Raw genomic sequence first — 16402 nt, forward strand, 5'->3', positions numbered from 1 at the left:
TCAACGCATCACGCCCGGCCAATTTCCGCGAACTTGGCCTGGGTGTGTTCGGCCAGCACTGTCGCTGCCAACTCCACCTCAAGCCCCCTTCTCCCCGCACTGATAAAAATTGTCGGAAACGACTGCGCCGTCACATCGATGAAGGTGCGCAGGCGTTTCTTCTGCCCCAGCGGGCTGATGCCGCCTAGTAAGTAACCGGTGGCCCGTTGCGCCGCTGCCGGGTCTGCCATCTCGACCTTTTTTACCCCCGCCGCCTGCGCCAACGCCTTTAAATCCAAACTTCCGACGACCGGCACAACCGCCACCAGCAGCTCGGCTTTTTCACTGCTGGCCAGCAGGGTCTTGAACACCTGCGCCGGGTCCAGGCCCAATTTTTCCGCGGCCTCCAGACCATAGGACGCTGCCTTGGGGTCATGTTCGTAACTGTGAATTCGATGTTCGGCGCGAACTTTTTTCAACAGGTCCAATGCGGGCGTCATGTGGGCTCCAGGCTTGGCAAAAAGGTGAAAAAACAGACAGCCAATTCTAGGCCAACAACAAGCAAAAGGCTCTAGTCCGAAGCCCTCTGCCACGCGCTCACGCGCACCTTCCCTGCCGCTTCCCGCGCCCACGGCACGATCATTCACCACACCAATAATTACAAAATGACCGATCGTTCACTTTCGACCTTTGACAGCCGTCATTCTTGTCTATATTTTTTCGTTTACGAATACTGTAGGAATGCACCTACGGATTCACAGCAGTAAGCCGCGAACAGGATGGGGATCCTCGCCACGGTGAAAATCGCCGATTGCCCGTTGCGGCAAAACGCCAGACAACAACAAAAACAGAGGTTTTCCATGACAACTGCTCTTCAACAGCCTTCACTTTCAAGTCAATGCATGGCCGAATTCCTGGGCACTGCGTTGCTGATCTTCTTCGGTACCGGATGTGTTGCTGCGCTCAAGGTCGCGGGTGCCAGCTTTGGGTTGTGGGAAATCAGTATCATCTGGGGGATCGGCGTCAGCATGGCGATCTACCTGAGCGCCGGTATTTCCGGGGCTCACCTGAATCCGGCGGTCAGTATCGCCCTGTGCATCTTTGCCGATTTCGACAAGCGCAAACTGCCGTTCTACATCATCGCCCAGGTCGCCGGGGCCTTCTGTTCGGCCGCGTTGGTTTACACGCTCTACAGCAACCTGTTTTTCGATTACGAACAAACCCACCACATGATTCGCGGCACCCAGGCTAGCCTGGAATTGGCGTCGGTGTTCTCCACCTACCCGCATCCGCTGCTGGGCACGGCCCAGGCGTTCCTGGTGGAAATGGTCATCACCGCGATCCTGATGGGCGTGATCATGGCCCTGACCGATGACAACAACGGCCTGCCCCGCGGCCCGTTGGCGCCGCTGCTGATTGGTTTGCTGATTGCCGTGATCGGCAGTGCCATGGGCCCGCTGACCGGCTTTGCGATGAACCCGGCCCGTGACTTCGGCCCCAAGCTGATGACCTTTTTCGCCGGTTGGGGTGAAATGGCTTTCACTGGCGGGCGCGACATTCCTTACTTCCTGATTCCGATCTTTGCGCCGATTGTCGGCGCCTGCCTCGGTGCTGCCGCCTATCGCGGGCTGATTGCCCGTCACCTGCCCAGCGCCGCACCTGCTACAACTGATGCAACCGAAGCGGCTGCCACCGCCAAAACCCGTACTTCCTGATGCGATAGCCTGGACCGTACTGCCCTTTTGCGGCCCAGGCTGTTTACTGACTTCCCTATTCTCCGTCCAAGGCAATCGACATGACCGACATTCAGAATAAGAACTACATCATTGCCCTCGATCAGGGCACCACCAGTTCCCGGGCGATCATCTTCGATCGTGACGCCAACGTGGTCTGCACCGCCCAGCGTGAATTCACCCAGCATTACCCGCAAGCCGGCTGGGTCGAACATGACCCGATGGAGATTTTCGCCACCCAGAGCGCGGTGATGGTCGAGGCCCTGGCACAAGCCGGCCTGCACCATGACCAGGTCGCGGCAATCGGTATCACCAACCAGCGTGAAACCACCGTGGTATGGGACAAAATCACCGGCCGTCCTATCTACAACGCGATCGTCTGGCAATGCCGCCGCAGCACCGAGATCTGCCAGCAGCTCAAGCGCGACGGTCACGAGCAATACATCAACGACACCACCGGCCTGGTCACCGACCCGTACTTCTCCGGCACCAAGCTCAAGTGGATCCTCGACAACGTCGAAGGCAGTCGCGAACGTGCGCGTAACGGCGAGCTGCTGTTCGGCACCATCGACAGCTGGCTGATCTGGAAATTTACCGGCGGCAAGACCCACGTCACCGACTACACCAACGCCTCGCGCACCATGCTCTTCAACATCCACACGCTGGAGTGGGATGCGAAGATGCTGGAGATTCTCGACGTGCCGCGCGAAATGCTGCCGGAAGTGAAGTCTTCCTCGGAAATCTATGGTCGCACCAAAAGCGGTATCGCCATCGGCGGTATCGCCGGTGACCAGCAGGCGGCGCTGTTTGGCCAAATGTGCGTAGAACCGGGCCAGGCGAAAAACACCTACGGCACCGGCTGCTTCCTGCTGATGAACACCGGCGACAAGGCGGTGAAATCCAAGCACGGCATGCTCACCACCATCGCCTGCGGCCCGCGTGGCGAAGTGGCCTACGCCCTGGAAGGCGCCGTGTTCAACGGCGGCTCCACCGTGCAATGGCTGCGTGACGAGTTGAAGATCATCGCCGATGCCACCGACACCGAATACTTCGCCGGCAAGGTCAAGGACAGCAACGGCGTGTACCTGGTGCCAGCCTTCACCGGCCTGGGCGCTCCGTACTGGGACCCGTATGCCCGTGGTGCGCTGTTCGGCCTGACCCGTGGTGTACGCGTGGATCACATCATTCGTGCAGCCCTGGAGTCGATTGCCTACCAGACCCGCGACGTACTCGATGCCATGCAGCAGGATTCCGGCGAACGCCTCAAATCCCTGCGGGTAGACGGTGGCGCGGTCGCCAACAACTTCCTGATGCAGTTCCAGGCCGACATCCTCGGTACCCAGGTTGAACGCCCACAAATGCGCGAAACCACCGCGTTGGGCGCCGCTTACCTGGCCGGCCTGGCGTGCGGTTTCTGGGGCAGCCTGGACGAACTGCGTGGCAAGGCGGTAATCGAGCGTCAATTCGAACCGCAGCTGGAAGAAGCAGCGAAGGAAAAACTCTACGCCGGCTGGCAGAAAGCAGTCAGCCGCACCCGCGACTGGGAACCCCACGAAGGCGCTGAATAAGCCAAGCGCCGGACGCGCATAGGGTTGTAACTGGCAGGGAGCAGATTCCTGCGTCATCATGGGCCACTTTTTACGGCAGCCCAAAGGACGCACCATGAATCTGCCTCCCCGCCAGCAACAAATCCTCGAACTGGTTCGCGAACGCGGCTATGTGAGTATCGAGGAAATGGCGCAGCTCTTCGTTGTCACCCCGCAAACCATCCGCCGCGATATCAATCAACTGGCGGAAGCCAATCTGTTGCGCCGCTACCATGGCGGCGCAGCCTATGATTCCAGCGTTGAAAACACCGCGTACGCCATGCGTGCCGACCAGATGCGCGACGAAAAACAGCGCATCGGCGAAGCCATCGCCGCGCAAATCCCCGATCACGCCTCGCTTTTTATCAACATCGGTACCACCACCGAATCGATCGCGCGTGCGCTGCTTAACCACAGCCACCTGAAAATCATCACCAATAACCTCAACGTCGCCATGATGCTGAGTGCCAAAGACGACTTCGACGTACTCCTGACCGGCGGCAACGTGCGCCGGGATGGCGGTGTGGTAGGCCAGGCCAGCGTTGATTTCATCAACCAGTTCAAGGTCGATTTTGCCCTGGTGGGCATCAGCGGCATCGATGAAGACGGCAGCCTGTTGGACTTCGATTACCAGGAAGTACGGGTTTCCCAGGCGATCATTGCCAATGCGCGCAAGGTGATCCTGGCGGCGGACTCCAGCAAATTCGGGCGCAACGCCATGATTCGCCTGGGACCCATCAGTTTGATTGATTGTTTAGTCACCGATCAGCAGCCGGTCCCGGCACTGGTGCAGTTGCTGAATCAGCACAAGATTCGGCTGGAAGTGGTGTAAGCCTATACAGGGGGTGTCCTGCCCCCTGATGTTCACAAATTTTCCTTTCTTCGCCCTTCGATCAGTATTTTCAATCGAAGCGGGCTGGCTGTGCCTGCGTTTATAAGCTACCATTTTCGCAAATGAACATTTATGTTCGAATTCCAATACGAAAAAGATTGCGAGGCCAGCCGATGAACCCTTCTACCTTGCCTGCCCCACCGCTTGCCGAAGTCTATGACGTCGCCGTTATCGGTGGCGGGATCAATGGCGTCGGGATTGCAGCAGACGCAGCCGGTCGCGGTTTGTCGGTATTCCTTTGCGAAAAGGACGACCTGGCCAGCCACACTTCCTCCGCGAGCAGCAAGCTGATCCACGGTGGCCTGCGCTACCTGGAGCATTACGAATTCCGCCTGGTGCGCGAAGCCCTGGCTGAACGTGAGGTGCTGCTGGCCAAGGCCCCGCACATCGTCAAGCAGATGCGCTTTGTATTGCCTCACCGCCCGCACCTGCGTCCGGCATGGATGATTCGCGCCGGCCTGTTCCTGTATGACCATCTGGGCAAGCGGGAAAAACTCGAAGGCTCCAAGAGCCTCAAGTTCGGCCCCGACAGCCCGCTGAAAAGCGAAATCACCAAAGGCTTCGAATACTCCGATTGCTGGGTCGACGACGCCCGCCTTGTAGTACTCAACGCCATGGCTGCGCGGGAAAAGGGTGCGCACATCCACACCCAGACCCGTTGCGTCAGCGCACACCGCAGCAAAGGCCTGTGGGAAATGAACATGGAACGTGCCGACGGCAGCCTGTTCTCGATCCGCGCCCGAGCGCTGGTGAACGCTGCCGGCCCGTGGGTGGCCAAGTTCATCAAGGATGACTTGAAGCTGGATTCGCCCTACGGCATCCGTCTGATCCAGGGCAGCCACCTGATCGTACCGAAGCTGTATGAAGGCGCCCACGCGCACATCCTGCAGAACGAAGACCAGCGTATCGTCTTCACCATTCCGTACCTGAATCACCTGACCATCATCGGCACCACCGACCGCGAATACACCGGCGACCCGGCGAAAGTGGCGATTACCGAAGGTGAAACCGACTACATGCTCAATGTGGTCAACGCGCACTTCAAGAAGCAGCTGAGCCGCGATGACATCGTGCACACCTATTCCGGCGTGCGCCCGTTGTGCAACGACGAGTCCGACAACCCGTCGGCCGTGACCCGCGACTACACCCTGGCGCTGTCCGGCACCTCGGGCGAGGCGCCGTTGCTGTCGGTGTTCGGCGGCAAGCTGACCACCTACCGCAAGCTGGCCGAATCGGCGATGGCACAACTGGCGCCTTACTTCACGCAGATGCGCCCAAGCTGGACGGCTACAGCCACCCTGCCCGGCGGCGAAAACATGAGCACTCCAGAAGCCCTGGCCGATGCAATCCGTAGCAAATACGACTGGGTGCCGAGCGAGATTGCCCGTCGCTGGTCCACCACTTACGGCAGCCGCACCTGGCGCCTGCTGGAAGGCGTGCAATCGCTGGCGGACATGGGTGACCACCTCGGTGGCGGCCTGTACACCCGCGAAGTCGATTACCTGTGCGCTGAAGAATGGGCCACTCAGCCCCAGGACATCCTGTGGCGCCGCAGCAAGCTGGGCCTGTTCACCACGCCGCAGGAGCAGGAGAACGTGCAGCGTTACCTGTCCAAGGTTGAGCACAACCGCGGCAAGATCGAAGCGGCCTGATCAGCCCGACGTAAAAAAGCCCCTGCACCGAAAGGTCCAGGGGCTTTTTCATGCCTGCAGATGACGCTGATAGCGCAGGCCCATTTCACGAATCCCGCTGAAGGCAGAGCCCAGCAACACGGGATAAGCCGCCTGCAAAAAGCCTGGCGTGGCCGTCGCGAGAGCCCGCTCCAACCATAGGCAGGCCTGCACTTCGTCGCCGTCGTCAGCCAGCTCCGCAGCATGGTTGTATTGCCCGCGGAAATCCCCGGCCTCGGCTGAGCGCTGATACCACTGGCGCGCCAGTTGAACATCCTTGGGCACCACCACGCCTTCATGGTGGAACCGACCCAACAGGTTCATCGACTTGGCGTGCCCCTTGGCCGCAGCCTGGCGGAAGAGTTCATATGCCGCGACAAGGTCACGCTCCACACCACGGCCACGCGTCAGCAACTGGCCGTAGTTATACAAACCCCAATCCAGCCCCAGATCGGCGGCCTTGCGGTAATGCCGCGCACTGTCTTCCAAGTCGACCTCGCAGCCCCAGCCATTCTCCAGGCAGCGCCCGATCATGTTGATCGCCATGGGGTGACGCTGCCGCGCAGCGATGCGAAACCAGCTCAACCCCAGCGCCTCATCCTTCTGCACGCCACGACCGTCGAGCAGCAGCTGGGCCAGGGTCGCCTGTGCGTCGGCATCTCCCAGCTGTGCCGCATACATCACCCAGCGCACGTAGGCACGCGGGTTATCACCGATATCCGAGGGCTCGCTGCCTGGCTGTGCGCTCTGCATTCCTGCCCCGAGTAGCGATCAAGGACCGCAAAAAGTTTCATGATTTATTTGGTTACAAAGTATTACATTTGAGATCGCTTATCAATTACGATCGCATCTCACTAACACCAACAAGAGATTACTCAATGGCTACCGGCATCAGTTCTGCCCCCCTCTCATCGCGGCATTTGCTCGCGTCGGCAGTGGGCCTGGCAGTGGCTGCGCAAGGAGGATTCAGTTACGCGGCGGAGCCCGCACCAGAAGACAACACAGGCGTCATCCAACTCGGCGCGACCAGCATCGAAGGCCAGGCCCCGAGCCAGAGCGTCTACAACCCTGTGGCGCCTTCTTCCCCCAAGTACACCGAGGCCCTGCGCGACACGCCGCAGACCATCACGGTGGTGCCCAAGGAAGTCATTCATGACCAGAACCTGCTGACCCTGCGCGACGTGCTCAGCACCGTGCCGGGGATCACCTTCGGGGCCGGCGAAGGCGGCAGCGGGTATGGCGACAGCATCAACCTGCGCGGCTTCTCCGCCAGCGGCGACATCTACGTGGACGGCGTGCGCGACAGCGCGCAGTACAGCCGCACCGACCCGTTCAACCTGGAGCAGGTCGAAGTCGTCAGCGGCGCAAGTTCGGTGTATTCCGGCTCCGGCGCGGTCGGTGGCACCATCAACCTGGTGAGCAAACAGCCGGAATTACGCGACAAAACCACCATCAGTGCGGGCATCGGCACCGATAACTACAAGCGCACCACCCTGGACACCAACCAGACGCTGAACGACACCACCGCGTTCCGCCTGAACCTGATGGCCCATGGTAACGACGTGCCTGGCCGCGATTATGAAGATTACGAACGCTGGGGCATCGCGCCCTCCATCGCGTTTGGCCTGGGCACGCCGACACGCGTCACCGTCAGTTACGAGCACCAGAAAGACAACAACACGCCGCAGTACGGCATCCCGATCTACAACGGCAAGCCCATGCCGGGCGTGGGTTGGAGTGACTACTACGGCTACCACAACATCAATGACCAGCAAATCACCTCGGACTCGTTCAGCCTGAAGCTCGAACACGACTTCAACGACGCCGTCTCGGTGCGCAACTTCACCCGCGTCGAGCGGGTGCGCCAGGACCTGCGCGCCTCAGGCCCCGAAGGTGCATTGACCGGCTGTCTGGCCAGCGGCACCCAGATCACCGGCGCCCCTTGCGCCGCAGGCCTGCAGCCGGGCTACTTCCAGCCAAGCGGCGGCTCACTGGGTAACGAGCGCAACACCCAGAACAAGATGTTCACCAACCAGACCGACGTCACCAGCCACTTCAGCACCGGGTTCATCGACCACACGCTGGTGACCGGCATCGCCATCAGCCGCGAGGAATACGAGGCGGATACCGGTAAATGGCTGACCAACGCCAACGGCAGCACCATCGTCCCACCACCGGTCAGCTACAGCGATCCGAACTCCGAATGGTCCGGCCCCGTCAACTTCACCCGGGCCGCCCACATTGACGGCGCGCTGAACAACCGCGCCGCCTATGCCTTCGACACGCTCAAGCTCAACCCACAGTGGGAAATCAACGGCGGCCTGCGTTACGAGCACAACGCCGGCAGCTCGGTGACCAATGCCTATTCCAGCACTGGCGTGGAAACGCCCGGCACTCGCTACGGCCAGGCGGATGACCTGACCTCCTACCGCCTGGCGCTGGTCTACAAACCGGTGGAAAACGGCAGCTTCTATATCGCCTACGGCAACAGCAAGACGCCGTCCCAGGCCAGCGTCAATGGGGGTTGCTACACCCCGGCCAAAAGCTCAAGCATCGCCACCAACAACTGCGATGTTTCCCCGGAAACCGCCGTCAGCTATGAGATCGGCACCAAGTGGGACCTGCTCGACAACGCCCTGTCGCTGACGGGCGCGATCTTCCGCAATGACCGCACCAACTATAAAGTCGCCGACAACGACCCGAGCAACCTGAGCGGCACCCAGACCCTCGACGGCAAGGCACGTGCAGACGGCGTGGCGCTGGGCCTGAGCGGCCAACTTACTGACCGCTGGAAAGTCTTCGCCAACTACACCTACCTGAACACTCGTGTGCTGCGCAGCGCCAGCGATTACACCCTGGCGACCACCGGCATCGACGTGCAGAAAGGCGAGCCGCTGACCTTCACCCCCAAACATGCAGCCAGCATCTGGACGGTGTACGACCTGCCCTACGACTTCCAGGTGGGCTACGGCATTACGGCGCAAACCAAGCAGTACCTGGTCAGCGCCGCCAACTCGCCGACTTCCCCCGGCTATGCGGTGCAGCGTGCGATGCTCGGTTACAAGGTCAACAAACAGTTGAACCTGCAGCTGAACATCAACAACCTGTTCGACAAGGAGTACCTCACCCGTATCCGCAACAACGGTTGGGCAGTGCCCGGCGATGGCCGCGCGGCAGTGGTGTCGGCCGACTATACGTTCTGACAGAGCCACACCCAAAAGCCCCGGGAGCCACACTCCCGGGGCTTTTTCATGGGCGATACAGGCCCACGCCGCCATTCGGTTTTCCGAACGCCATAGCTCAACCTATTCGGTTTGCCGGACCCAAACAGGAGAAAAAACCCGTAACACAAAGTTAATCTCTATATAAATCATATGGTTAACCTTTTATTTCTGGTCTGGCACGACTCATGCTCTACACTCGTAGGCGATTGCCTGAGGCGCCTCAGGAGCCGTCACAGGCTTTCGCAGTACTGTTTATATAAAAACGTGGCCGTCCCAACCGGTCTCATAAAAAAAACAAATGTCGAGGAAGTATTGATGCGCATCGTTCCCCATATCCTGGGCGCAGCTATCGCTGCTGCTCTGATCAGCACTCCAGTTTTCGCCGCCGAACTCACCGGCACACTGAAGAAAATCAACGACTCCGGCACGATCACTCTCGCTCACCGCGACAGCTCCATTCCGTTTTCCTATATCGCGGATGGTTCGGGCAAACCCGTGGGCTACTCCCACGACATTCAGCTGGCTATCGTTGAAGCCCTGAAAAAAGACCTGAACAAACCCGACCTGAAGACCAAGTACAACCTGGTCACCTCGCAAACCCGTATCCCGCTGATCCAGAACGGCACCGCGGATATCGAGTGCGGCTCCACCACCAACAACGCCGAACGCGCCCAGCAGGTTGACTTCACCGTCAATATCTTCGAAATCGGCACCCGCCTGCTGGTCAAGAAAGACAAGGAAGGCAAGCCGTCCTACAGCGATTTCGCCGACCTGAAAGGCAAGAACGTCGTGACCACCGCCGGCACCACGTCCGAGCGCATCATCAAGGCGATGAACGCCGACAAGCAGATGGGCATGAACGTCATCTCCGCCAAGGACCACGGCGAATCCTTCCAGATGCTGGAAAGCGGCCGCGCCGTTGCCTTCATGATGGACGACGCCCTGCTGGCCGGTGAAGAAGCCAAGGCCAAGAAGCCGGACGACTGGGTCATCACCGGTACTCCACAGTCCTTCGAAGCCTACGCCTGCATGGTTCGCAAAGACGACCCAGCCTTCAAGAAGGCCGTGGATGATGCGATCGTCGGCCTGTACAAGTCCGGCGAGATCAACAAGATCTACAGCAAGTGGTTCGAGAGCCCGATTCCACCAAAAGGCCTGAACCTCAACTTCCCGATGAGCGACAAGGTCAAGGATCTGATCGCCAACCCAAGCGACAAGCCAGCGCCTGACGTAAAAATCTGATACCTGACTAAGCTTATGTCCTGAGGGAGCCAACCCTCCCTCAGGCGTCTGTTGCTACCTGCTGGCTTTAATTTTGGAACACTCGACCTGGCGGTTTTCGAGCCGATCGCGTGTGCCTGGCGTTCACCGTCGGGCGGGAAAGGACCTTCCCCAAGCGGGTGCTTGTACATCGATCGATCTCGAGGGGAGACCCTAATGAATTACAACTGGGACTGGGGCGTGTTCTTCAAGTCCACCGGCGTGGGCAGCGAGACTTATCTCGACTGGTACATCGCCGGCTTGGGCTGGACCATTGCCATCGCCGTCGTGGCATGGATCATCGCCTTGCTGCTGGGGTCTATTCTGGGCGTCATGCGCACCGTGCCAAACCGCATCGTATCGGGCATCGCGACCTGCTACGTGGAACTGTTTCGCAACGTACCGCTGCTGGTTCAGCTGTTCATCTGGTATTTCCTGATACCCGACCTGCTGCCGCAGAACCTGCAGGACTGGTACAAACAAGACCTCAACCCGACCACCTCGGCCTACCTGAGCGTTGTGGTGTGCCTGGGCCTGTTCACCGCCGCCCGTGTGTGCGAACAAGTGCGTACCGGCATCCAGGCGCTGCCACGGGGCCAGGAATCCGCCGCACGCGCCATGGGCTTCAAGCTGCCGCAGATCTACTGGAACGTGCTGCTGCCCCAGGCCTACCGGATCATCATTCCGCCGCTTACCTCGGAATTCCTCAACGTCTTCAAGAACTCCTCCGTGGCGTCCCTGATCGGCTTGATGGAACTGCTGGCGCAAACCAAACAGACCGCCGAGTTCTCGGCCAACCTGTTCGAGGCCTTCACCCTGGCCACGCTGATCTATTTCACCCTGAACATGAGCCTGATGCTGCTGATGCGCGTGGTCGAGAAGAAAGTCGCCGTGCCCGGCCTGATCTCCGTGGGGGGTAAATAATGGACTTCGATTTCAGCGGCATCATCCCCGCCATCCCGGGCCTGTGGAACGGCATGGTCATGACCTTGCAGTTGATGGTCATGGGCGTGGTCGGCGGCATCATCCTGGGTACGATCCTCGCGCTGATGCGCCTGTCGTCCAGCAAACTGCTGTCGCGCCTGGCCGGCGCCTACGTGAACTACTTCCGCTCGATCCCGCTGCTGCTGGTGATCACCTGGTTCTACCTGGCGGTGCCGTTCGTGCTGCGCTGGATCACCGGCGAAGACACCCCGATCGGTGCGTTCACCTCCTGCGTCGTGGCCTTCATGATGTTCGAGGCGGCGTACTTCTGCGAAATCGTGCGGGCCGGCGTGCAGTCGATCCCCAAGGGCCAGATGGCCGCGGCGCAAGCGATGGGCATGACCTACGGCCAGACCATGCGCCTGATCATCCTGCCCCAGGCGTTCCGCAAGATGACCCCGTTGCTGTTGCAACAGTCGATCATCCTGTTCCAGGACACCTCGCTGGTCTACACCGTGGGCCTGGTGGACTTCCTCAACTCCGCCCGTTCCAACGGCGACATCATCGGCCGCTCCAATGAGTTCCTGATCTTCGCCGGTGTCGTCTACTTCATCATCAGCTTTTCCGCCTCGCTGCTGGTCAAGCGTCTGCAAAAAAGGTTTGCCGTATGATCTCTATCAAGAATATCAACAAGTGGTATGGCGACTTCCAGGTGCTGACCGATTGCAGCACCGAGGTTAAAAAAGGCGAAGTGATCGTGGTGTGCGGGCCGTCCGGCTCGGGCAAATCGACCCTGATCAAGTGCGTCAACGCCCTGGAACCGTTCCAGAAAGGCGACGTGGTGGTCGATGGCACCTCCATTGCCGACCCGAAGACCAACCTGCCGAAACTGCGCTCGCGCGTCGGCATGGTATTCCAGCACTTCGAGCTGTTTCCGCACCTGACCATCACCGAAAACCTGACCATCGCGCAGATCAAGGTATTGGGCCGCAGCAAGGAAGAAGCCACCAAGAAGGGCCTGCAACTGCTGGAGCGCGTCGGCCTGTCGGCTCACGCCCACAAGCACCCGGGCCAGCTTTCCGGCGGCCAGCAACAGCGTGTGGCGATTGCCCGTGCGCTGGCGATGGACCCGATCGTCATGCTGTTCGACGAACCGACCTCGGCCCTCGACCCGGAAATGGTCAACGAAGTGCTCGACGTGATGGTGCAACTGGCCCAGGAAGGCATGACCATGATGTGCGTGACCCACGAAATGGGTTTCGCCCGCAAGGTAGCCGACCGGGTGATCTTCATGGACGCCGGCAAGATCATCGAAGACTGCCCGAAAGAGGAATTCTTCGGCGACATCAGCGCCCGCTCCGAGCGTGCGCAGCACTTCCTCGAGAAAATCCTGCAGCACTAAGCACTGCCCTGTTGTGGTGGGTCGGGCAACCCCACTCACCACAACTGGTTGACCCAAGGCATCTGTGATGAAATGCGACCCCAACCTCTTTCGCGCCGCGCCGCCATCACTTGCCGTGAAGCCTCGTCTGATTCGCCAATTGTTCCTGCCGCCGCTGATCATTGCCCTGATGATCGGACTGGGTTACGTCGGCTTCTGGATCAGCGAGTTCTATGGGATCCGCACCCTCAGCGATACCGGCGAACGCCAACTGGAATTGCACGCCCGCACCGTCGAGAGCGAACTCAGCAAATACACCTACCTGCCCAGTCTCCTGGAGCTGGAATCCAGCGTCTCCAGGCTGTTGGCCGACCCGAATCAAGAAACCCGCAAAACCGTCAACGACTACCTCGAAGGCCTGAACCGGCGCAGTCGCAGCCGGGCGATCTACGTGATGGACACCACCGGCCGTGTGCTGGCGACCAGTAACTGGCGCGATGCCGACAGTTACCAGGGTGAAGACCTGTCCTTCCGTGCCTATTTCCAGAATGCCGTGCGCGGCCAGCCCGGCCGGTTCTACGGCATCGGCAGCACCAACGGCGAACCCGGCTATTACCTGGCCCATGGTCTGGAAGAGCACGGCAAGATCATCGGCGTCGCCGTGGTCAAGGTACGCCTGGAAGCGCTGGAAGAGCGCTGGCAGCGGGCGCGCCTGGAGGCCTTCGTCAGTGACGAGAATGGCATCATCATTCTCTCCAGCGACCCGGCCCGTCGCCTCAAGTCCGTGCGGCCATTGAGCGATGACACCAAGGACCGCCTTGCCCACAGCCTGCAATACTACTGGGCGACGCTCAACGAGCTGGAACCACTGGCCCGCGAGCGCCTCAACGAAGGCACCGAGAAGTTGACCTTCCCGGCCAACAGCGAAGTGGTGGCCGACGAGCATGAGGTCAGCTACCTGGCCCAGACCCGCCCGCTGAACGACACCCCCTGGAATTTCACCCTGCTCACCCCGCTGAACGACCTGCGCCGGGCCGCCATCAACCAGGGCATCCTGGTGGCCGTAGCCTTTGCGCTGGTGGCATTCCTGCTGATTGCCTGGAACGAGCGCCGCAAGGTGATTGCCACCCGCCTCGCCGCCCGGGAAGCCCTGCAGGAAGCCAATAACCAGCTGGAGCGACGGATTGCCGAACGCACCACCGACCTGCGGGCCAGCAACGAGCGGCTCAAGAGCCAGATTCGCGAGCGGCGCCAGGCCGAGGAAACCTTGCGCCGGGCCCAGGACGAACTGGTGCAGGCCGGCAAACTCGCGGCCATCGGCCAGATGTCCACCAGCATCGCCCATGAATTGAACCAGCCACTGGCCGCCCTGCGTACCCTGTCGGGCAACACCGTGCGCTTCCTTGAGCGTGGGGCGCTGGACACCGCCAGTGCCAACCTCAAGACCATCAACGAACTGATCGACCGCATGGGTCGCATCACCGCCAGCCTGCGCTCCTTTGCCCGGCGTGGCGATGACCAGGGCGAAGCCAATCTGGGCAAGGCCGTGGACGCTACGTTCCAGATCCTCGGCAGTCGCCTGGAGACCCTGCCGCTGACGGTGCACCGCCACTTCAGCAGCGCGCAGTTGCAGATCGACCAGACACGCCTGGAGCAGATCCTGGTCAACCTGATGGGCAACGCCCTGGACGCGATGCAGGCGCAACCGGCCCCCGAACTGTGGCTGGAAGGCGACATCGCCGACGGCAAATATCGCCTGCGGGTACGCGATAACGGCCACGGGATTGATCCCGAGACCCGCAAGCATTTGTTCGAACCGTTCTTTACCACCAAACCCGGCGAACAAGGCCTGGGCCTCGGCCTGACGCTGTCGGCCAGCCTCGCGGCGGCGACCGGCGGCAACCTCGCCGTCGAGCATCCGGCCAGCGGTGGTACTGCCTTTGTCCTGAGTTTGCCGCTGGCAAGCCCTCAACAAGTCGAGTCGAAATGAACGCAGAAAAAACCACCGACCTGACCGTCCTGATCGTCGAAGACGACCCCCATGTATTGCTCGGCTGCCAGCAAGCCCTGGCCCTGGAAGACATTCCCAGCGTGGGCGTGGGCAGTGCCGAAGAAGCCCTGACCCTCGTCGGTGAAAACTTCGCCGGCATCGTCATCAGCGATATTCGCCTGCCGGGCATCGACGGCCTGGAGTTGCTGACCCGGCTCAAGGCCCTGGATAAAAGCCTGCCGGTGGTGCTGATCACCGGCCACGGCGATATCTCCATGGCCGTGGGCGCGATGCGCAACGGCGCCTATGACTTCATGGAGAAACCCTTCTCTCCCGAGCGCCTGGTGGACGTAGCCCGCCGCGCCCTGGAACAACGCGGTTTGGCCCGGGAAGTCTGGTCGCTGCGCCGGCAACTGGCCGAGCGCGATTCGCTGGAAGGCCGGATCATCGGTCGCTCCCCGGCCATGCAGAACCTGCGGGAATTGATCGCCAACGTCGCCGACACCTCGGCCAACGTGTTGATCGAGGGCGAGACCGGCACCGGCAAGGAATTGGTCGCGCGCTGCCTGCACGATTTCAGCCGGCGCCACTCCCACCAGTTCGTCGCCTTGAACTGCGGCGGCCTGCCGGAGAACCTGTTCGAAAGCGAAATCTTCGGCCACGAAGCCAACGCGTTCACCGGCGCCGGCAAGCGCCGCATCGGCAAGATCGAACACGCCCACGAAGGCACGCTGTTCCTCGACGAAGTGGAAAGCATGCCGATGAACCTGCAGATCAAGCTGCTGCGGGTGTTGCAGGAACGCACCCTGGAACGCCTGGGCTCGAACCAGAGCGTGGCGGTGGATTGCCGGGTGATCGCCGCGACCAAGTCCGACCTCGACGACCTGAGCCGCGCCAACCAGTTTCGCAGCGACCTGTACTACCGCCTCAACGTGGTGACCCTGGAACTGCCGCCGCTGCGTGAACGCCGCGAAGACATCCTGCAGTTGTTCGAACACTTCCTGCAGCAGTCGTCGCTGCGTTTCGACCGCACCGCGCCGGACCTCGACAACCAGACCCTGTCCAGCCTGATGAGCCATGACTGGCCGGGCAACGTGCGTGAACTGCGCAACGTGGCCGAGCGGTTTGCCCTCGGTTTGCCGGCGTTCAAGAAGAGCGGCGCCAGCAGCGGCAACCATGGGCTGGCCTTTACCGAAGCGGTGGAGGCGTTCGAGCGCAACCTGCTCAACGATGCCTTGCAACGCAGCGGCGGCAACCTGACCCAGGCCAGCCAGGAACTGGGGATGGCCAAGACCACGTTGTTCGATAAGGTCAAGAAGTACGGGCTGAGCCACTAGGAGCGCATTGTGGATTTATTGTTGAAGGCGGCATTGGGTGCGGGGGTGGTGTTGATTCTGGCGGCGCTGGCCAAGACCAAGAACTACTACATTGCAGGGTTGGTGCCGCTGTTTCCGACGTTCGCGTTGATTGCGCATTACATTGTCGGCAAGGGTCGGTCGGTGGAGGATTTGAAGACCACCATCGTGTTCGGGATGTGGTCGATCATTCCGTACTTTGTGTACCTGGCGACGTTGTATGTGATGGTTGACCGGATGCGTCTGGAGGCTTCGCTGGCGGTGGCGGCGGTGGCGTGGTTGATGGCGGCTACGATTTTGGTCAGCGTGTGGGTCCGGGTACACGCCTGACATACACCTATCAAAGATGCGGAGCCGGGTGGGTGTGTATATCCGTTATTTAGGTAACGGCCGCTATTGGTTCCGCTC

14 protein-coding genes are annotated in these 16402 nt (G+C 60.6%); 12 read left to right on the forward strand and 2 right to left on the reverse strand.

Annotation, left to right across the window (positions count from 1 at the left end):
• Positions 1-8: 8 nt before the first annotated feature.
• Complete coding sequence (ybaK, locus tag HX873_RS12795) at positions 9-479, reverse strand: Cys-tRNA(Pro) deacylase (RefSeq protein ID WP_003208718.1); 471 nt, start codon at positions 477-479, stop codon at positions 9-11.
• 360 nt (positions 480-839) lie between these two features.
• On the opposite strand from ybaK, the gene HX873_RS12800 reads away from it, so the two are divergent.
• From HX873_RS12800 to glpD, 4 genes are all read left to right on the forward strand, one after another.
• Complete coding sequence (locus HX873_RS12800; RefSeq protein ID WP_008433490.1) at positions 840-1694, forward strand: MIP/aquaporin family protein; 855 nt, start codon at positions 840-842, stop codon at positions 1692-1694.
• Between the two features lie 80 nt (positions 1695-1774).
• A complete protein-coding gene (gene glpK, locus HX873_RS12805; protein ID WP_003208721.1) occupies positions 1775-3280 on the forward strand; it encodes a glycerol kinase GlpK in 1506 nt (501 codons plus the stop codon).
• A 94-nt stretch (positions 3281-3374) separates the two neighbouring features.
• Positions 3375-4130 carry a DeoR/GlpR family transcriptional regulator gene (locus tag HX873_RS12810; protein WP_003208723.1) on the forward strand — a complete coding sequence of 252 codons (756 nt, stop codon included), beginning with the start codon at positions 3375-3377 and terminating at the stop codon, positions 4128-4130.
• A 173-nt stretch (positions 4131-4303) separates the two neighbouring features.
• Complete coding sequence (glpD, locus tag HX873_RS12815; protein WP_008433488.1) at positions 4304-5842, forward strand: glycerol-3-phosphate dehydrogenase; 1539 nt, start codon at positions 4304-4306, stop codon at positions 5840-5842.
• Between the two features lie 48 nt (positions 5843-5890).
• Here the strand turns inward: glpD and HX873_RS12820 are convergent, their stop codons facing one another.
• Entirely contained in the window at positions 5891-6613 is a 723-nt protein-coding gene (locus HX873_RS12820; protein ID WP_177122753.1) for a tetratricopeptide repeat protein, read from the reverse strand.
• Between the two features lie 125 nt (positions 6614-6738).
• On the opposite strand from HX873_RS12820, the gene HX873_RS12825 reads away from it, so the two are divergent.
• The 8 genes from HX873_RS12825 to HX873_RS12860 all read left to right on the forward strand — a co-directional run bounded on the left by HX873_RS12825 (position 6739) and on the right by HX873_RS12860 (position 16324).
• Positions 6739-9063: a TonB-dependent siderophore receptor gene (locus HX873_RS12825; protein ID WP_177044494.1), complete on the forward strand. Its 2325-nt coding sequence runs from the start codon at positions 6739-6741 to the stop codon at positions 9061-9063.
• Between the two features lie 336 nt (positions 9064-9399).
• Positions 9400-10326, forward strand: a complete 927-nt coding sequence (locus tag HX873_RS12830) for a glutamate/aspartate ABC transporter substrate-binding protein (protein WP_008433481.1) — start codon at positions 9400-9402, stop codon at positions 10324-10326.
• 195 nt (positions 10327-10521) lie between these two features.
• A complete protein-coding gene (locus tag HX873_RS12835; protein ID WP_003208731.1) occupies positions 10522-11268 on the forward strand; it encodes an amino acid ABC transporter permease in 747 nt (248 codons plus the stop codon).
• Entirely contained in the window at positions 11268-11939 is a 672-nt protein-coding gene (locus HX873_RS12840) for an amino acid ABC transporter permease (protein WP_003208733.1), read from the forward strand. The genes HX873_RS12835 and HX873_RS12840 overlap by 1 nt, the downstream gene beginning before the upstream one ends.
• Positions 11936-12670, forward strand: a complete 735-nt coding sequence (locus HX873_RS12845; RefSeq protein ID WP_003208734.1) for an amino acid ABC transporter ATP-binding protein — start codon at positions 11936-11938, stop codon at positions 12668-12670. The genes HX873_RS12840 and HX873_RS12845 overlap by 4 nt, the downstream gene beginning before the upstream one ends.
• 67 nt (positions 12671-12737) lie before the next feature.
• Positions 12738-14639 (forward strand): sensor histidine kinase, encoded by a 1902-nt coding sequence (locus tag HX873_RS12850; RefSeq protein ID WP_003208735.1) that lies wholly within the window; start codon positions 12738-12740, stop codon positions 14637-14639.
• The gene (locus HX873_RS12855; RefSeq protein WP_003208736.1) at positions 14636-15976 is read left to right on the forward strand and encodes a sigma-54 dependent transcriptional regulator; all 1341 of its coding nucleotides are present in this window, start codon (positions 14636-14638) and stop codon (positions 15974-15976) included. The genes HX873_RS12850 and HX873_RS12855 overlap by 4 nt, the downstream gene beginning before the upstream one ends.
• Positions 15977-15994: 18 nt before the next feature.
• Positions 15995-16324: a GlpM family protein gene (locus tag HX873_RS12860; RefSeq protein WP_172834602.1), complete on the forward strand. Its 330-nt coding sequence runs from the start codon at positions 15995-15997 to the stop codon at positions 16322-16324.
• Positions 16325-16402 lie beyond the last annotated feature (78 nt).

This window comes from Pseudomonas sp. P7758 (assembly GCF_013386485.1).
In the GTDB taxonomy this organism is placed as follows: Bacteria; Pseudomonadota; Gammaproteobacteria; order Pseudomonadales; family Pseudomonadaceae; genus Aquipseudomonas.